We start from the raw sequence: 19,311 nt of genomic DNA, 5'->3' as shown, positions 1-19,311 counted from the left end.
GCCTTTTTCTATCTCTACAAACGATGGAAAGAGGCATTTTTTTGTGTCTAAAAATGAAAAGATTCCCCAAATGAATTCGAAAACCTACTGGACAGCGTCTGTTTATAAATAGATGTTTGATTAAAAAAAGTTATTTCATTAGCTGATATAAAGACATGAATGGGGAAATTTATCTGAATAAAATTACGGAGTGATAGATATGGAACTAAGAATGAATACGAGAGTAATAATGATTACGTTTATGATTGGTGCATTTTTTGCAGTCTTGAACGAAACGTTGTTAAATATAGCATTGACTGCGTTAATGAAGGTATTTAACGTTGATGTATCAACCGTTCAATGGATGACCACTGGATTTATGCTGGTAATGGGTATCCTAATGCCTATTTCTGCATTATTGATTCAATGGTTCACTACTAGACAAATGTTTATCAGTGTCATGACTATATTTTTGATCGGAACAACAATTGCAGCTTGTGCTGTGAATTTTCCGATGCTGTTGATAGGCCGTATGATTCAAGCGATTGGAACGGGTTTGTTGATGCCTGTTATTATGAATGCTTTGCTTTATCTGTATCGTCCTGAGGTTCGAGGAAAAGTAATGGGAACGTTTGGTTTTGTCATTATGTTCGCACCTGCAATTGGTCCTACCTTATCGGGTGTCATCGTTGACTTATTAGGATGGCGTTGGTTATTCATCTCAGTCATTCCTTTCGTCGTTTTTTCCATTCTGTTTGCGTTAAAATTTTTACAAAACGTAGGGGAAGTTACACGCCCGAAAGTCGACATAATATCCATCATATTGTCTTCAATCGGGATAGGAGGTATTGTTTACGGATTTAGCAGTGCTGGAGGAAATCCAGAAGGTTTTCTATCCATAGAAATCCTTTCGATTATCTTTATCGGTTTACTCAGTTTGTTGTTACTTGTGCTGCGCCAATTGAGGTTAGAAGAGCCATTGTTGGACGTACGTGTCTTTAAATATAAAAATTATGCATTAGGTATCAGTCTCTTTGTAATTGTCGTCATGGCAATGCTCGCTTCTGAAATCGTAATGCCTATGTATTTGCAAGGACCACTCGGTTATTCCGCGAAGTTAGCAGGATTATTGCTTTTACCAGGTGCATTATTGAACGGATTTATGTCACCCGTGATGGGAACTTTATTCGATAAATTTGGACCTAGAAAGCTGATGATTACCGGAACAATTGTACTAGTCAGTGTCATGATATTCTTCAGCAATATCAGCCCTTCGATGCATATTGTGTCATTTATCTTTGTCTATATCATTTTGATGCTGTCCATCTCAGCAATCATGATGCCTGCAAATACGAATGCGTTGAATGAATTGCCGAAGAAGTCATATCCCCATGGAACCGCAATTATCAGCACACTACAGCCAATCGCAGGAGCACTTGGGGTATCCATTTTTGTAAGTATCATGAGTCAAGGAAAGAGGAGTTATTTAGAAGGGCAATCAGGAAAGATTACAGAGAACATAATGAATGATGCGATGACTCAAGGTGTGCACCATGCTTATTGGTTTGCAGCAGCTTTATGTTTCGGAGCATTCTTCATTACCTTATTCATCAAAAAATCCATCGCACCTGATTTCGATCAAAGTTAAAATTGGGTAATCAGAAAAAAGATGAATAAACCAAACAATAGATATATCATTGATATTGCAACCCGGATCATCTATTAAAAGATGATCCGGGTTGCATTTTGTTACAAACTAATCATGTCCACTCGTGGCCCCAAGAGAACGAATGCTGCCTAGTATGCGGTAAGTTTGCGATAGAATAAAAAAATGGAAAATCCCACCTTCTAAATAAAAGGTGGGATTTCGTTTATCCTATAGAATCGCCATTTCATGTTAAACTCCCATTAGTTTTACCCATTGGATCGCTATCTGCTGAACGATATTTCATGTTAAACTCCCTTTGGTTTTACCCATTGGATCGCCATCTGCTGAACGATATTTCATGTTAAACTCCCTTTGGTTTTACCCATTGGATCGCCATCTGCTGAACGATATTTCAAGCTAATCCCACCTTGGTCTTTAGGGATTGATATATAAGATTTTGATAGTAATAAAATTTTTGTTTTTCCCCTTTACATTCATAAAAGTTACACATTTTTAGGAAAATGTCAACGGACACATGATCATTGTTATCATTATTCGACATGATTGTATCTACCATTAGAAATAGTTCCTCTGATTCTCCCGATTTATGCAAGTGACCTTTTAGACGACCAAGGGTAATCAGTGCTTCAATTCTAATATCTTCTTTTACTTTAGGGGTATTTTCCAAATATTGAACTGCATCCAGAAGGTGTTCCTCTGCTGCTTTCATTTCCCCCAGATCAAAAAGCAATTTCCCATAAGAAAATTGCGCATGTCCTATCTCATCAGGATCATTTGCCACATGATGACATAGTGCTAATGCCTTTCGATATCGCGTTTTAGCTTCTTGTGTTCTTCCTAAAATAACAAAGATATCTGCTTTAATCGTCCAAAGGAAGAATAACCTACGGTATTCCTTGTTTTCCCAAGCAATTTGCAATCCCTCTTGGGCGTATTCTAATGCTTTTAAAGGGGAACCTGACCGTATCAAAAGATTTGCAAATCTCTCATAAATTTGGGTCGTGAGCACTAGGTTTGCCTTAAAATCGTCGATGTGCTTATATAAGTATTCCAATACCTGACGTGCTTCCTCATCACGACCTAGCTTTTCCAAATAGATGACTTTATTTAGGTAAGGGTAGAACTTAAAATATAGTCTCTCTCCTTTACCATCAAATACTTGAATTGCTTGGTCAGTATAAAGAAGAGCAGTTAAATAATCACCATCGTAAAATGCAACCCTCCCTAAGTCATTCAAACAAATAGAGCGCAGGTTAGAAGTAACTAAGTTAGGACATCGATCCAAATCTGCTAATGATTTTTTGAGATACTCCTTTGCTCTGCTCCACTTCCGCAATTCAAAAGCGATTTTTCCTCGTAATAGAGTGGCAACCACCGAAAGATCATAAAACATATGTAAGTCTACATAACTTTCAATCTCTTCTAAAGCCATTTGAGGATTTCCAGATAAGATATCTAACATATTATTCTGATTTTTAAACCTATATGCAAGGAGTGTGTCTATCATATACCCATTATTTGAAATCAATGATGATGAAATTTCCATCTAAAAGATCAATGAGTTTAGACTGGATCATCGAAAATCGAACTATCCCACTTGAAGTCACCGAAATGCTTCAACAATTAGCTGATAAACATCAATACCCTGTCGATAAAATGCACCAGCACAAGCAAGAAATAGCAAACGAGCTTCAACTCATGGGCAAAGGCTACATCGTAAAGTTTTTATTTCCAAATGGAATAGAGGATAACGAACGATGGCTGCATGCTCTCATTCGAATGGACATCAGGCGGTTACAAAAATAGAAAGGGTGAACCCAATGGCATTGCGGTTATCCGTGGAAGGAAATAGAACAAAAGTAAGTGAGTTTATAGAGGCGATCAAAAAAATCCCCCAATGGAGGTTTTACCGAGGATCAAAGGTGGCAATCGGTGGAGACGAGCTGAGAATCGACTACTTTTTCGATGAAAAACCTGTCCGGCCGTCCCTCGTAACAAATCGAGCCAGCACCGTATCCCTTAGCCTTGAAAATGGCAGCAAGCTGGAGTTTGTGCTGCTGGATACAGAAGTTGCCAATATGGGCAATGGGATTACCTATGTACATGGTAAAAGTTACGACATCTTCGCTGATTCACAGGAAAGCGATTAGAGACAAAGTTATCATGACAGCAAAAAACCGGTTCAAAACAACCGGTTTAATTTGCATGTAAATCATATGGGGTTTCTTGATAGACGTAATAGTTCAACCAATTCGTAAATAATAAATTGGCATGTGAACGCCATGTATGAATGGGAAGGTTATCTGGGTTATCTTGCGGGAAATAGTTTTCTGGCAGTTTTATCGGTAGACCACTCTTAACATCTCGAATATATTCCTCGTTTAATGTAAGTAAGTCATACTCCGAGTGACCTGTTACAAAAACTTGCTTTCGATCCTTGCTGGCGAGAAGGTAAACCCCCGCTTCCTCTGATTCCGATAATATTTCCAGTTCGCTGCACTTTTCTATGTCTTCCCGGCGGATATCGGTATAGCGGGAATGAGGTGCATAAAAAAGGTCATCAAATCCACGCAATAATCTCGTATTCGGTTTTGAAACTTTGTGAGCATATATCCCGGATAACTTTTCGGGCAGAGCGTATTTGGAAATACCATAATGAAAATAGAGTGCAGCTTGCGCTCCCCAGCATATATGCAAAGTGGAAGTGACATGCGTCATTTTCCATTCCATGATTTGCTTTAGTTCATCCCAGTAATCTACTTGCTCATACTCTAAATGCTCCACTGGGGCTCCAGTGATGATCAATCCATCGAATTTATCTTCCTTTATATCTGCAAATGTCTGATAAAAAGTCTCCAAATGGCTTGGCGGTGTATTTTTTGAAGTATGCGACTGCAAATGAAGAAGACTTACCTCTAGTTGCAGAGGCGAATTGCCTAACAACCGAAGCAGTTGTGTTTCGGTTGTGATTTTGGTAGGCATGATATTCAAGATCACCATTTTGAGCGGACGTATATCTTGATGAAAAGCCCGCTTTTCTGGCATCACAAAAATGTTTTCCTTGCGGAGGATTCCAGCCGCTGGAAGATTGTCTGGAATCTTAATCGGCACAACTATTTCCTCCTATATTTTAAATTTGTTGTTATTAATGAGCCAATTCACAAACATTTTGTGCCAAATCCGCTTGATATGCACGTCTTCCGCGTCTGTTGTAAAGAGCAACAAAGGACGCTACAGCTAAGCATATCTTCGCTTGGGATTTTTGGTATCTATTTTTGCACATTTATTGTTGGCTTTTTTCAAGTGCTTGTTCTAAATCCTCAATGATGTCATCTACAGATTCAATCCCAACTGACAAACGAATAAGTTCTGGGTTAACACCAGCTGCTTTTTGTTCATCCTCTGTGAGCTGTTGGTGTGTCGTACTTGCTGGATGGATCACAAGGGACTTCGCATCACCCACATTGGCTAGATGAGAAAATAAAGATAGATTTTCAATCAAACGTTTTCCTGCTTCTCGTCCGCCCTTGATGCCAAACGTAAAGATGGCTCCTTGTCCTTTTGCTAAATATTTTTGCGCTTTTTCATAGGAGGGATGACCTTCTAACCCAGGGTGATTTACCCATGTAATACTGTCGTGATTTTCTAAAAACTTGGCAACTTTCAGCGCATTTTCACTATGTCGTTCCATGCGCAGGTGCAGGGTTTCTAACCCTTGCAGCAATAAAAATGCATTAAATGGAGAAATAGCGGCACCTGTATCTCGCAATAGCTGGACACGTGCTTTAATAATATATGCAAGGGGTCCTACTGCTTCTGTATAAGAAACGCCATGGTAACTTGGGTCTGGTTCTGTTAGATCAGGGAACTTACCATTTTTCCAATTAAACTTTCCAGAGTCTACTAAAATTCCACCAATACTCGTTCCATGTCCTCCGATAAATTTGGTTGCAGAATGAACAATGATATCTGCTCCAAAATCAAATGGGCGACTTAAATAAGGTGTGGCAAACGTGTTGTCAATAATCAGCGGTATACCTGCTTCATGCGCTACATCGGCTACTACTTCTACATCTAATACATCTAATTGAGGGTTCCCGATGATTTCTGCAAACACAGCTTTGGTTTTATCTGTTATCGCTTTGCGAAAGTTATCTGGGTTAGTCTGATCTACGAAATGCACATGAATTCCCAGCTTAGGAAGCGTGTGCCGAAATAAATTATAGGTGCCGCCATAAAGGTTGCTTGAGGCTACAATCTCATCTCCAGCTCTGGCGATATTTAAAATCGAATACGTAATCGCAGCTTGACCTGAACTAGTTGCAAGTGCTCCAACACCACCTTCCAGCTCAGCAACTCTTTTTTCTAAAATATCCGTTGTAGGATTCATAATCCGAGTATATATATTTCCAAATTCTTTTAACGCAAATAAATCAGCAGCATGCTGTGTATCGTCAAATACATACGAAGTTGTTTGATAAATAGGAACGGCTCTTGCATTGGTAGCAGGGTCTGGTGCCTGACCCCCATGAACAGTAATCGTCTCAGGTCGAAATGTACTCAATGATAATTCCCCCTTTTTTATCGCACAAAAAAAGCCTCTTTCTTATCCAGAAGAGGCTTTGGGTTTCTAAATTCCTCATCTTATCTGTTAGAGACGTTTGTCTCTACAGGAATTGGCACCTTCTAGTGAATCACTAGGGTTGCCGGGCATCATCGGGCCAGTCCCTCCGCCTCTCTGGATAAGAGATATTAAAAATATATAGTTCAACACTCGGTTTACTCGATTATATTGAATTTTGCGGCAACCGTCAATACTCTTCCTGTCCTATCTTTTCCATATTGTATTGCTTTCCCAATGACCATTTTAATAAAGGGGACGTTATAGCCGTAGTAATAATCGCAATGAGAAATAAAATACAGTAATCATTGGCAGAAATTAATTTACTGGTTAAACCAATGTTTGCAAACACGAGTATCATCAACCCACGAGCATTCATCAAAGCCCCGATGGCACTTGATTCCCCCCAACTATATCCTATCCCTTTTGCGAAGAACAAGCAGGTAAAGTATTTGCAAATAAATGCTACACCAATAAACAGGAGAATGATCCCGATATGATAACTGTTTGTAAAAGAACGCAAATCGATATTAAAACCCGAACTTACAAAGTAAATAGGAACCAAAAGAGTATTAACAAAATCGGAAATCTTCACATTGAGATCTTTTGTGACAGGGTCTAATCTAGGTATAATTAGTCCTGCTATAAAACCTCCAAAAATAGCATGCAGTCCCATTTTTTCAGTGATCAAACTGCTGCCTAAAAACAAAATGAGAAATATTGCGAAAAATTCATGCTGGAGGGTAGGAAACTTTTGTATCAAAAACTTTAAAAGAGGTTTGATCACAAAAAACATTACTACAAGATAAAGACTCAGATACAGAAATATACTAACACTGCTGAAAGATAAATTAAGAGCAGCAATAGATAAAATGATTGGTAACATCATCCATGCGATGATATCTTCTATGCTTGCGCCAAATATTACAAATCTCCCCAAATTTGTTTTGATCAACTTATGCTGATCCAAAATCCGGACAAGTACAGGAAAAGCTGTTACAGAAATGCTGGCTGCCATAAACAGCGAATAGACTAATTGTGTTGTAAATTTTGGTCCTATCGATGGGTATACATACCAACTTAACAGAAACAGCATAAGAAATGCCGGTATAATACCTACAAGAGCAAGGAGAACAGCGTTTTTCATTAATTTCTCCTCTTCTAGCTTTTCGTCATTTGCATGAATCCCTACAAGAAACATATACAAAGATATCCCAAACTGACTGAGGATATATAACTGATCTTTGATATTTTTATTGAACAACCATTCTTGAAAACTTGGAAACAAAAGACCTAATACAGAGGGTCCTAGTATCAGTCCTCCAATCATCTCCCCGACAACTTTTGGTTGACCAATACGAGCAGCCAAAGCACCAAATAACTGAGCAACAACAACAATGATTAATAAGCTTAATAGAAATTTAAAAAGCATCCACATTCCTACCTGTCTTATTCAAGGATGATAACAGCACTTGGGCGAAACTTGATTGTTCCTAATTTTCCAATGTCCCAGAATAATAATAACATTTTTATGTCCATTTAGGTTTGTTTCATAAATAAATAGTTAGAGCTATCACCATGAATATATCTTTTCATAATGAATATAACTTACTAAGGAAACCTATAGCACTATCTTAAACAGCTAACGTTTTCCTATATGCTTTTGCCATGCTTCCCCCTACTCGAAGTACATCTTGCATGGTATGATAGGAAAAAAGATATGTTTTTGGGAGGACGAAAAGTTGTTTGAAACCGTACTTGCATCTATGGGAATGGGAGCAGCAAAGATTGACCTACGTTTAAACAAAGAAATAGTAACAACAGGACAAGAAGTTACTGGGCAGATCGTAGCTACTGGCGGTAGTGCCGAACAAAAAGTAGAAGGACTTTCGGTTTACTTTATGCTCCAATCCGTTCATGCTCGCAGTGGCAGTGACTTAACAGAACGAATCGCAATGATTGATGTCACACATGAAGAATTTGTGATTCAGCCAAATGAAACGATTACGTTTCCATTTTCCTTTACCTGTCCAGCAAATATACCAGCTTCCTCTATCAATACAAAATACTTCTTTATTACTAACCTAGAGATTAAAAATGCACTTGATTCACATGACCGCGATTTTATCAAAGTATTGCCTGATCAACGCGTGGAGCAGTTTTTGACTGGATTTAAACAACTTGGCTTCAAGCAAACTTGGGAAGGTCTTGTCACAGATGATCAAGGTTGGTCCCAACTTATTCAGTACCATCCAACCACTTATTTTTATGGGGTTTGCAGCCAGATCGCCGTATATTTTCATCATAATCTAGAACAAGATACGATCGACGGAGTGCTGGAAGTTGGAGAACATCATACCAATAATTATTCTGCACTTATCGATATGTTTCATTTGGATGAAAAAATACGTCGATTTGAAATCACTTCTGAAGACTTAAGCACCCAAGAGAAGGCAAAAACTCGAATAGAACGCATTGTAAAACAAATGTTAAAAAAATAATCGCGAAAGCAATCTCTCTAAGGGATTGCTTTTTCCATTTTAAATATATGATCATTTCTTGAATAATATTGAAATAAACAGTATAATTAATTAAATATTATATCTATTCCATAGATATGAATTACTAGATGAGGTTAACATCTACTGTTTTGGTAAGTATATCTTCTATGGTAGATCATTCATCACTTTCTATCAACATAACAAAGACCAAAGCGTCTAACGAAGGGATACGAATACTATGTATAAAACGATCTCAATATTCAAAAATATAGAGGACTTGGAGACCTTTCAAACACACTATTTAGAGCTATTGCTTCCTCAAATCAATAACTTACCTGGCAGTATCTGCACAGACGTAACTACAGTGTCAACACTAATGTCAGGAGATTTAGGCGAATTACAGTATATGCTCGAAACACATTTTGAATCATTAGAAATTATGAATGAAGTGTTGTCTTCCCCCAAAATTAGTCAATTTATGATGAGATGGTTTGACGAAACTCCTGGTGACATATCTTACTTCACAGGTAATACAGTTCGAATTTACTCTGATGCTGCAAAACAAAAATTGGTAGAGGTAGAAGAGGAACCTCGTAACAACACGTTAAGTGAAACACAAAAATTAAAGTACATAGAAGGCTCCACCCTTGATGACTTCAAATAAAACCTTTCTCTGATAGATTTTTTATACATAACCTTTTTATATTTCTAATCCAGAATAAATATCCCATTGAAAACGACAACATATTAATAAACACCAAAGAAAAGCTGAACTAACTCTGAAACTATTCTATCTTCTACTATGTAGGTATTTCTTGTAGATTGGGGTGGTTCCATGATACATACTGAACCAATTATTGCTGTATCCAATGTCGCAGATAGTCTAAATTGGTATACCCGGTTATTAGATTGTCATCATACACACACCCATAACGAAGTGTTTGATCAACTAATTGACAAAGACGGAAAAATACTGCTCTGCCTCCATCGGTGGGGAGATCATCAACACCCATCTTTAGAGGATCCAGATAAGGGACAAGCAGGAAATGGATTACTTCTTTACTTTCGTCTAGATAATTTCGACAGCTTGGGAAAGAGCACTGGCTCTAGGTACTCCAATCGAAGCCCATCCCCACTATAATCCATTCGCCATGCACCAAGAGTTTACACTAAAAGACCCAGATGGTTACTATATTACGATCTGCTCCGAACGTGATAAACAACTATAAAACGGATTCATGACTTGCTAAATCGATGCAGGTCTTTTTTTTATGTAAAGGGTCAAATGAAAAAGACTCCACTTAATGGAGTCTCTTTGAAGCTATCAACCCACTGCCTTTGCAGGAGGCTCTGGGGCTGGCCTTATTTGTGTTTTTACTACTGTGTTATCAGGGATCTTCTTGATCAACATCGCTTCCCCTTGACGGAGATTTTTTAGCACGTTTGGATGGATCACTAATTCTTCATCTTCTCGCACCGTTCCCATCAATCTAGACATGTTACCAAAGAGTTTTTCCTCGGTCATGGTTGTTTTCACTAGTACTTTTTGTGTCCCTACCACGTTAGACAAATATTCTGCCGAATCCGGAACGTCCTGACGGTGAACAATTTTTACGTTGGTGTTACCAATAACTTGACCAACCAATTCTTCTCCACCTGCGGCAGATAAGTCAGCTAATTCCTGTGTAGCAATAAAACAGCAAAATCCAGCGGCACGACTTTTGTTGATCATGTTTACCACTTGTTCTCCTGCAAACAAGTTAAACTCGTCAAGAATGACATAAATATAGTCTTCCCGTCCACTTTCGACAAGTGCAGAAGCTACACTTTTCAAATCCTCTACAATCATCGCACCAAGAGCTGGGGTAAAAGAAGAGTAACTAAGTCCAGAGAGGGAAAGCATTGCAACTCGTTTTGCTTTTACTGCTTCCAGCAAATCAATGGTTTTAGCTCCTTCTTCATCTTTAAACAATCCCCCTACATCACTTTCCGTCAATAAGGCCAGACGGTCTTTTAGACCATCGATTGCATCTTTGTGACCTTTATCTAGTCCATTGATGTACTCTTTTATGTTGTCCGCTTCTTCTTTTGGTAAATTTTTCAGTTTCTTAACGGTATTCATCAAATTTTTCTGAACAAGCATACTTTGTACCACATGTAAATCTATTGGTATTTCAGCTAACTGCAAGACACGGAATACCAACTGAAGATAACGCTCTGCTGCACGTTTGTAATATGGCTCTGACCATTCTTCCATCGCCATCATTTTATCTTTTAACTCGGTCGCTTTCCCATGGCGAAATGGATTGTAGTGCACATCGCCGCTATAGGAAAAGCCTTGGAATTCCCTGCCATAAGCTTCGGACATTTCTTTCATTTCTTCTAAGAAACTGATGTCCCCTTTACCGTCGACGATAATAACTGGTTTCCCCCGGCGAATAGCACTTTCTAAAATTACAGTTAACGTATTCGTTTTACCGGCCCCTGTTGCTCCACTAACAAATACGTGCATATTTACTTCTTTATCGTAAAGCGGAACAGGCTTGCCATTATCATCTAAGCCCAATACCACACCATCTTCAATAGTAGGTAAGTTGGTTAGTTTGCTTAACTTATGAACAACGGGCTTCTCCTCTTTTGGAGGTTTTACAGGAATAGGCAGCAATTCTGGGCGGTTTTTAATAAACCACATAAAAAGGCCTGTCATTAAAACGCACACTACTAATGATGCTGGTGTCATGTTCCATAAGCTGTCAGGAACAGCATCCCAAAATAACTGAGTAGCTTTTCCTACTTTAATCCCATCAAACCACTGGGAAGCCAGATTCATCAATCCGTGAATATATAAGTTAAAAAAGCTTAACGGAATTCCAATCACACAGAGCAATAGACCGCTCCATATAAACCAAGCCGGTTTCCAGGCTTGCCTTACGGCGACAATGGTTAAAATAATGGATACGATGAGCGGAACAAAGAGAAAAACGATTAGAAATATGGCACCTAGCATCTCCATGGCGAGAACTCCGCCCTGTTGCTTGCGCTGGAATTCCTTAAACTGCATCAGATCATCGTCATTACCGAACATATTCTCACTCCTCTCTTAGGAAGGGAAAGCCCCTGCCAAATGACAGAGGCTAGAAGAACAGCATTAACACGAGTCCACGTATAAAAGTAACGATACAAAAAATCGCTGCAACAGCTATAATTACCAGCTTTTTTTTGTTCTCAAAAATATCCGTTGCCCATTCTTTAGCAAGTTGCTTTAATAAAATCCATCCATCAGCGGCTTTTTCTTTAAAGGAGCGATTTTTTTTTGGTTCTTGTGAATCCATCATTTTCATTCTCCTTTTCTTTAAGGGTTATTACCGCCGCGTGGTGGGGTGTTAGGTGGTTTTGGTGGTTTTTGTTGCTGCTGCTTCCTCTCCACATCTTTTAATCGTTTGGAGATTTTCTCCATCCGATCTTTGTACGTGTATAGATCTTTAAAGTCAATACCAAGCATAGGACCCAGTGTATCCATCATCTGGTTCATATCTAAACCAGCTTTACCTGTAAAGCCTTCGAATATTGTTGGTGCTTTCGCCGAGCCAGCTAAATTTCTCGTTAACTCTGACTGCATGTCAGCAATTGTTTTACGGAGTTCATCAGGAGAAACGGCGCCGCCTCTTTTTTGCTCAAGGATTTCATTGATTTTCATCGCTAGAGCACTGTCATCAAACTGTTGATGTATTTTTTGTTGCGTTTTGTTTAGTTCGCTGACGGAAACAGTCCATGTTTCATCTCCAGAACCATCCATTTTCGGCATATCAAGTTTTATATTAGCATTTCCCTTTACGCCACCGAGTTTCTGTACTTCTCGTCTAAGTTTATCTTGAAATTGACTCATTTGCTGAGGAGAAGGATTTCTATCCACTTTTACACTCAACGTCTGATCTATATTCGTCAACACATTTTGGGCGTTTGTACCAAGGAACTGCAAGTCCATAACCATATCTGCAGAATTTGCTGCCTGTTGAGCCATTCTTTGTAATTCAGATTCTATTTTAACTTGATTTGCAGATTGTACAGCTTCAAATCTTGCTCTTACATTTTCTGTTTTCAGTTTTGGTTTTGGAGTCTCCATTTGTTGTAGTTTGCTTAATTTTTTATAATTATCCATCGACTTATCCACTCTTGCTTGCTCTGCGGTTTGAGCTGCCTGCCAGTCCTGGATATTGTCCTCCCCAAATTGTGCAACAAGTGCATCATATTCTGGAGTACCCTTAGCTGGAATATTGGTCGGCATATGCCTTGCCATTGCATTTGCCATGGAGTTATCGCGAATGCGGTAAAGAGCTGCCTCGTTTTGCTTCGCAAATCCAGGATCTAATTGCTCTAGCCTGTTTCGACCTTCTGCTGTGGTCACATCCGCTCCGTATTTATTGCGGATTTGATCTGCTAGATTTGCATCGTTCTCATTTAAGCCCTCTTTGCGATCTTCATAATCTCGATCATCTTGTCTATGTTGTTTATCTGCATCTCGTTTCTTTTTACTTTCATCTCGCTGATCACTTCTATAATCAGCTACTTTTCCTAATCCATGTTCTACTCCTTGTCGTGCTGCTCCGCCTACACCTCTTCTGGCGATCGCCATACCAGCTTTTACTCCACCGGCACTGCCGTACATAGCACTAACACCTGCGATAGCATAACCAGCACCCTTCTCTGCTATGCTGCCAGCCTTCTTGAGAACACCTTGTGCTTCCGTAGTGTAACCTGCCAAAAATCTTCCGTTCCCAAGCGGGATACTTCCAAGTTTTTGAGTGACCTCTCCAAGTGCAATATATAATCCGATCGTCAATCCAATAATAATTACCCAAGTATTTATCAATCCGGCCTTTTGAATTTGGTCAGAAGTAGCAAAATCATATACTATAACTGTTTCCACTCCCAAAAACGTTACCAGAACCACTTTCATACACAGGGCTTGGCCGATTCTCCACAATTGGGTTATTGCCGGTTCCAGACCATAGTGCGGCCACAAACTCATGATCAAATAAAAGGCAAAGACTAACCCGCGTCCCATGGCAATAAACTGCCAAATAAGAGCCAAAACAGCTACATAAGCAAAACAGAGCATCCCGACTGTCGCTAAAAACATAATAATACTGGAGTTCACAAGCCTGTCGATCGCCTTAGCAGGAGTCAGCCACAGCATTTGCTCCATGCCTTTTTTATCATTATTGGATTTCATTTTTGCATAAGCTGTTCCCAAGACTTTTTCTCGGTCATTTGATGATAGTACGTTTTGCCAAGGAATTTTATTTGCCAGTTCTGGACTGCCAAAATCAATGAGCATATACGGTAAATCAATAAAAATGCCGTACAAATTTTCCTGCAAAGCATCTGTCACTACTTTTTGTTGATCCTTATCAGATGCAGTATTGATATCTTTATTTTGATCTTGACCTGTCAGACCAGTTAGTATCGTAACCGAAACAATGGAACTCACTCGCGTCATTGTCTGTAAATAATTCCCCATGTTGGCAAAAAGAGTAGCCGATAGAGCAATGACAAGAATAGAGTTAGCAAACGTGGACCACAACTGGGTGGTTTTCCCGACTATCCAAAAGTAAACCATCCAAGCAACTGCTACTGCCCACATTAAATACATCATCGGGTCCCAAATCGTTTTCTGGATACTCGCCATCGCATTGTTGTAAGCATCGATAACAATATTGATGATCTCTAAGCTAAAAGCCCATGTGAGCCAATAGGTAACGAAATAAGCAACCGAGACATAGTTTATCCAGAGAATCGTGTTATAGATGTTGATGTAATAATTGATATCCAAATACTTTCCAACCGTCTTACCAAATACATACGATCCTGCACTGGGCACACATTCTGCTGCTTTAAAAAGCCCTCCAATAACAGGGATTAAGTCTTTCCAACTAGGACTACATTTATTTACAACATCATTTGCGGCAGTATTCTCAAAGTCTTCCACATAATCAAGGGTAAAAGTAGATAAGCCATATTTTTTAAACATGGATTTACTGGTATTATCTTTCTCTTCTTTTGGAAGGATGTCTCCAGAAGTTGGTGTGTTATATTTATTCGGATCATTTAATGCATTAGCAGTTGAAGACATTGCTAGTAAAAACACCATGGTGCATAACAACATCGCTAAATAACGCTGCCACCTCTTCACGACTTCACCCCTTTCTTTCTCTAGATGCCGCCCTCTGACACCACTTTGGATGCTTCACTCGCTTCTGGCTTCGTATTAAAGAGTTCTACTAAGTCTTTTTCTGGGGTAATGAATTGAATAAAACCTGATCTTCCCTCTAAATCTTTCATAAATCCGTAACCAGACAGCGCTTTACTCCGCCTTTGCTGGAGTACATTGCGCAGTCCTTCATCATTTACATCTAAATTCAGCGCTTCAATAGCCAGTGTTGTCTCATTTTCATCACTTGTCCCTAAGCATACATAGATACTGACGTTGTTCAAAATTTCATTATCTATATCGGAAGGGTTTTGGGTCGCAAACCAAATACCAGCATTGGCAGAACGTCCAGCACGCTCTAACCGGTTAGCAAGTGATTTCCCTTGGTCCGTACGCAGCCATATCCATGCCTCGTCCAATGCAGCAACACGGAATCCACCGCCTGTACCGCGCAAAACAAATTGTTCAGCCAAAATGGCTGTCATAGACATAACTGCTACAGACGCTTCTTGTCTTAGCCCATTGGCACGTTGTTTTTCAGGTGGCAGTTCCAGGCCTTCTAATTGGAGAAGGATAATTCCATTATCAGGAACACGTACGCCATTACCTTCACCAAACACTAATTTCCCGAGAGGCAGGCGGGCAATCCGCATCAAATATTCTGCAAGGTCACGGCCGTCTTCATCTTTGTAAAGTTCCTCCACCATTTTGGACATACTCGGATTTTCATGTTTTAAGGCTCTTTCTGCCGCAGACAGGAGCATATTTTTATCTCCGCGGGAGAGATTCCCTTCAAACTGGGAAATAACCGACACAGCGATCTCACTTGCAAACTCGGGGTCGTGTGACAGCAACTGGAATGGGTCTAAGGCTCCTGGGTTTTGTCGGCCGTCTAACTTTAAGACGTGAACACGGTCTTCCAGTCCTGGTAAACGCCCTACCCAGTGACTCCGCTCGCCTTTTGGATCAACTACGAAAATACGAGCTCCCCAGAAAAGAGCTGTTTTATGGATAAGGTTATTCAATGTATGTGATTTACCAGAACCCAAGGTTCCTGTAATGACCATCGAAGCATTTTGGTTAATCTGAGGTCCTCGTTCTGGATTTAATTTCACAACAGAGCCGCGGCGTGTCAAACCTACCGGAACACCGTTCGGATCTCCTAGTATTTCCGATGCTCCCGGCATGACGATAGAAGCAGCAACCTCTGGCAGCATTTTCTTCACGTAACCGCGAGCAGGGTAACGGTCATTTGGCAGCCAAGCTTCAAATAGATTTCGTTGTTCCCCTGTGGGTCTTGCTGCTACAAAGCCTCTACGGTCAAAAAAGTTGATCACTTGCTCGGAACGGCTGTTCACTTCTTCTTGATCGTATCCATCGACCACAAATACAACACGGCTATCCAAAATCGGAGGTCGATTTTTCTTCAATTCAAACTCAAGACCTTCAGCCATACTTTCTTGCTGCATTAAATCGAGTGGAATTTGATCCACTTCTCCAATATGGCTCGTAGCATCTTTGATATCTTTGCGCTTTCTCGTTACCATACTCGTCGCCTGTTTATTCGCGATCATCTTCCATCGGAACATCGCTTCCACTGGGAAATCAAACTCACTAGTGAGTTGATGGAAGAGCTCTGTACCAGGTGAGTAAATTTCATCAGGAAAAGCCCCTAATGTGATAAAACTGACAAAACGACTTTCATTTTCTTGATCACACAGCACATAACGGAAACCATAAGCTCGACTGCCTTCGGCAAGCCAAGCGTAGTCTTGCTGACCTTTTGGCCACACACTGCGCATAGCTTGAGGTAATGGTTTCAATGGCATACCACGGTAGAAATGATGGCGGTAAAAATCTGCAATTTCATGTTCCATAAGTGGATCAAGACGACTGAGAGATCCTGCTCTCTCTTCAAATGCCCGCTTAGACCACGAATAATCAAAAGATTTCTCCAGTGCATATTCTTTTTCTTCTTTAAATACACGTTTCCCAAGTCCAAGGAAGGCTTCAAGGGCACGAATAGGTATCCCAAAAGTTTGTGTAATCCATTTATAATTTTGAGGTATGGGAAGAGGCAGCTCAAAAGCAATGATAAAATCGTAATCGGGCAATGTACCACGCTCGATTAAGTTGAGCCATGTATTCATAGATTCATAGGCTTTATGTCTTCGTTCACCCTCTACTGTGTTTACCAATCTATCAAGGTAATCCACCCAGTTAAAACGCCTGCGCATCATCCATATTTGAGCAGCTAATCCCGGTTCTTGAATCTGGCGGAAAAACTGAGTGGCATTCATCCACTCGTTCTTCTTCCCATCAATAGACAGCGGTGAATATGAAAAAGGGATGACCCGGTAAAATGCCCAGGGTCGTCCTTCTATAAAGGCAACATTCTTTTCAATCTGTGTCGGTATCGGCAGCATAATGTTTTATCCCTCCAACCATTTGGGTTAGTTGGTAATCTCCTTCTTCGGTTACATCTGGAATCGGTAACCCTCTGGACCAAAGTTTGTGTGAAAATAAAAAGGTTAGAGAGCTCCAAAAATACTGATAAGGTGGTCTGCCCTCCAAATCAACTCTGGAGAGCAGCCACGCTGCACCAAATGGTATAATCGCATAACGGAAAACAGGCGGGATAGTAGTAGACACCCACGGAGCAATATTACCCATTACGATAAAAAATGCTTCTAAGAGAACGATAATTAATAACTCAGAAAGACTGACAGGTATGGGGAGGCGAAAACGTTCGATATGGTAGAAAACTTTTTTCAAACCCCATACCGCATCGAAAGTAATAATCCTTTCAGGCCTCATTTATCTCCACTCCTCATTTACCATTCGTGAATATATCCTGTACAGCTTTGGAAAGGCTGTCTAACATCGTTTGTCCAGATTTACCATCACTTCCAGTAAAGAGAAAGAGAATACCTGCGACTACGATCCCACCGAAAAGTGTCATCAAGCTGCCATTCATCCAAGCCCGCAATCCTAAAATAACAAGAGCAGCTATAATAACCCAGCTTGCCTGTCCCAATATCCACTGTGCTGAGTTTGAGAACAAATTTTTGATGTCCCCGGCCAAAAAAGTCGGTATATGTTCGATAATGTGCAACATCTTAATTCCCCCTTATTTTAATTAATGGAAACAATAAACAATTTCCCATTTTTCTCTTGGAATGTTACGTGGTAATTCAATTGGAATTCCACATTATTTGTATCTTTCATAGAGATATAAACACTAACTTTTAATGGATTGTCACTACCGTCTGGCTGTATATCTTGGACTCCTACAAATTGCGCATTCAGTTTTTCTTCCCAATTGGTTGTCGGTATTGGTTTCCCATCTGCCATATAGAGTGCGCTGGCTTCTGTGTGACCTTTTAACCAGTCACTGAAGAAATCTTCTAATACCGTCGTCATAGCATCTTTTTTCGCGCTGATGTCAGCCTGAGGCTGATCTTGATCGTCTGTACTCGTTGCTCCTTCGGGCTGTGCTATCAAAGCTGGCAGTGATGATACTTGCCAAGTACTGCCTGACTTCTCTACTGGAATAGCGAGGAAAAGTGCTTTGTCATCATTTGTTTGTAACCGTGCTATAACCTGAGCTATATTGTTTTTTTGATCTTTCCATGTAGCCTGCCAAATATCCACTTCTTTTGCACTCGCACCTTGGAATGATTGCTGCTGATCACCTGTTGAAGATGTACTTGTTGAAGTTGAATTCGTCGTGGTGGAGTTATTTGATGTTGCGGAATTTTGTGTTGCAGTACCAGAGGTTTGATTTTGATCCGAATTGATCCTTATATCTGCATTAGCATTGATATAGGTTAATAGATCTGGAGTTATAAAAGGTTTTAACTTATCAATGCGGTCATCATCTTCACCATCTGGTTTGATGGAATACCAATTTTCTAAAAATAACTTCGCGACACTCTTTGCTGTTTCCGGTACTTCATTAGATGTACTTGTCTGTTTAACTGCTGGTTCATCACTCCCAGCTATTTGGAAGTAGACATCCACTAAATTTCGAATTAAGAAGACTACCAAGACAAGGTAAATAATGATTCTTGCGACTTGTTTCATCCGTGCGTTTCTTGTTGGGTTCAAGGTAATCCCCTCCCTCAAGCCAATATCAGATAAAATAATTCATTAGATCCTGAGAACATTTTATAACATCCATTCTAAGTTGACTATATGATTCAAAAAAAGAAGCATGTTATATCGATTGATAATTGTGGAAAAATAGGAGCTAAACGGAAGAATCAATTAAGCCTTTAATTAAAGATATTAAATTTTTAAGTAATTCATTTGGAATAACGACCTTTCT

17 protein-coding genes and 1 riboswitch are annotated in these 19,311 nt (G+C 39.7%); of the genes, 6 read left to right on the top strand and 11 right to left on the bottom strand.

The window, feature by feature from the left end; all coding sequences use genetic code 11:
* The first annotated feature begins 199 nt into the window (after positions 1-199).
* Entirely contained in the window at positions 200-1,627 is a 1,428-nt protein-coding gene (locus tag AC5WOF_RS11415) for an MDR family MFS transporter (RefSeq protein ID WP_496050085.1), read from the top strand.
* 412 nt (positions 1,628-2,039) lie between these two features.
* Here the strand turns inward: AC5WOF_RS11415 and AC5WOF_RS11410 are convergent, their stop codons facing one another.
* Positions 2,040-3,080, bottom strand: a complete 1,041-nt coding sequence (locus tag AC5WOF_RS11410) for a hypothetical protein (RefSeq protein ID WP_496050084.1) — start codon at positions 3,078-3,080, stop codon at positions 2,040-2,042.
* A gap of 125 nt (positions 3,081-3,205) precedes the next feature.
* Here AC5WOF_RS11410 and AC5WOF_RS11405 point away from each other — a divergent pair, with 125 nt between their 5' ends.
* Positions 3,206-3,454, top strand: coding sequence for a hypothetical protein (locus AC5WOF_RS11405; RefSeq protein ID WP_496050083.1), 249 nt, complete (start codon positions 3,206-3,208; stop codon positions 3,452-3,454).
* A 14-nt stretch (positions 3,455-3,468) separates the two neighbouring features.
* Complete coding sequence (locus AC5WOF_RS11400; protein ID WP_496050082.1) at positions 3,469-3,798, top strand: hypothetical protein; 330 nt, start codon at positions 3,469-3,471, stop codon at positions 3,796-3,798.
* Between the two features lie 46 nt (positions 3,799-3,844).
* Here the strand turns inward: AC5WOF_RS11400 and metA are convergent, their stop codons facing one another.
* The 3 genes from metA to AC5WOF_RS11385 all read right to left on the bottom strand — a co-directional run bounded on the left by metA (position 3,845) and on the right by AC5WOF_RS11385 (position 7,701).
* Entirely contained in the window at positions 3,845-4,759 is a 915-nt protein-coding gene (gene metA, locus AC5WOF_RS11395; protein ID WP_496050081.1) for a homoserine O-acetyltransferase MetA, read from the bottom strand.
* Between the two features lie 172 nt (positions 4,760-4,931).
* Positions 4,932-6,212 carry a homocysteine synthase gene (locus AC5WOF_RS11390; RefSeq protein ID WP_496050080.1) on the bottom strand — a complete coding sequence of 427 codons (1,281 nt, stop codon included), beginning with the start codon at positions 6,210-6,212 and terminating at the stop codon, positions 4,932-4,934.
* A gap of 77 nt (positions 6,213-6,289) precedes the next feature.
* Positions 6,290-6,397: riboswitch (SAM riboswitch) on the bottom strand.
* 62 nt (positions 6,398-6,459) lie between these two features.
* Entirely contained in the window at positions 6,460-7,701 is a 1,242-nt protein-coding gene (locus AC5WOF_RS11385; protein ID WP_496050079.1) for a cation:proton antiporter, read from the bottom strand.
* Between the two features lie 310 nt (positions 7,702-8,011).
* On the opposite strand from AC5WOF_RS11385, the gene AC5WOF_RS11380 reads away from it, so the two are divergent.
* From AC5WOF_RS11380 to AC5WOF_RS11370, 3 genes are all read left to right on the top strand, one after another.
* Positions 8,012-8,770: a sporulation protein gene (locus AC5WOF_RS11380; protein ID WP_496050078.1), complete on the top strand. Its 759-nt coding sequence runs from the start codon at positions 8,012-8,014 to the stop codon at positions 8,768-8,770.
* Positions 8,771-9,008: 238 nt separating this feature from the next.
* The gene (locus tag AC5WOF_RS11375) at positions 9,009-9,434 is read left to right on the top strand and encodes an EthD domain-containing protein (protein WP_496050077.1); all 426 of its coding nucleotides are present in this window, start codon (positions 9,009-9,011) and stop codon (positions 9,432-9,434) included.
* A gap of 171 nt (positions 9,435-9,605) precedes the next feature.
* Complete coding sequence (locus tag AC5WOF_RS11370; protein ID WP_496050076.1) at positions 9,606-9,911, top strand: hypothetical protein; 306 nt, start codon at positions 9,606-9,608, stop codon at positions 9,909-9,911.
* 183 nt (positions 9,912-10,094) lie between these two features.
* Here the strand turns inward: AC5WOF_RS11370 and AC5WOF_RS11365 are convergent, their stop codons facing one another.
* The 7 genes from AC5WOF_RS11365 to AC5WOF_RS11335 are packed head-to-tail and all read right to left on the bottom strand — an operon-like array spanning position 10,095 to position 19,091.
* Positions 10,095-11,855 carry a type IV secretory system conjugative DNA transfer family protein gene (locus AC5WOF_RS11365; RefSeq protein ID WP_496050075.1) on the bottom strand — a complete coding sequence of 587 codons (1,761 nt, stop codon included), beginning with the start codon at positions 11,853-11,855 and terminating at the stop codon, positions 10,095-10,097.
* Positions 11,856-11,904: 49 nt separating this feature from the next.
* On the bottom strand, positions 11,905-12,105 hold the full coding sequence (locus tag AC5WOF_RS11360) for a hypothetical protein (RefSeq protein ID WP_496050074.1): 201 nt from the start codon (positions 12,103-12,105) through the stop codon (positions 11,905-11,907).
* A gap of 17 nt (positions 12,106-12,122) precedes the next feature.
* A complete protein-coding gene (locus tag AC5WOF_RS11355; RefSeq protein WP_496050073.1) occupies positions 12,123-14,963 on the bottom strand; it encodes a hypothetical protein in 2,841 nt (946 codons plus the stop codon).
* A 20-nt stretch (positions 14,964-14,983) separates the two neighbouring features.
* Entirely contained in the window at positions 14,984-17,407 is a 2,424-nt protein-coding gene (locus tag AC5WOF_RS11350; RefSeq protein WP_496050072.1) for an ATP-binding protein, read from the bottom strand.
* On the bottom strand, positions 17,382-17,798 hold the full coding sequence (locus AC5WOF_RS11345) for a conjugal transfer protein (RefSeq protein WP_496050071.1): 417 nt from the start codon (positions 17,796-17,798) through the stop codon (positions 17,382-17,384). The genes AC5WOF_RS11350 and AC5WOF_RS11345 overlap by 26 nt, the downstream gene beginning before the upstream one ends.
* A gap of 13 nt (positions 17,799-17,811) precedes the next feature.
* On the bottom strand, positions 17,812-18,099 hold the full coding sequence (locus AC5WOF_RS11340; RefSeq protein ID WP_496050070.1) for a TcpD family membrane protein: 288 nt from the start codon (positions 18,097-18,099) through the stop codon (positions 17,812-17,814).
* Positions 18,100-18,116: 17 nt separating this feature from the next.
* Positions 18,117-19,091, bottom strand: a complete 975-nt coding sequence (locus tag AC5WOF_RS11335; RefSeq protein WP_496050069.1) for a conjugal transfer protein — start codon at positions 19,089-19,091, stop codon at positions 18,117-18,119.
* Positions 19,092-19,311 lie beyond the last annotated feature (220 nt).

Source organism: Shimazuella sp. NTD250 (genome assembly GCF_059510375.1).
Note: the sequence above shows the minus strand (reverse complement) of the source record. Positions and strands in the feature narration are given on the sequence as shown.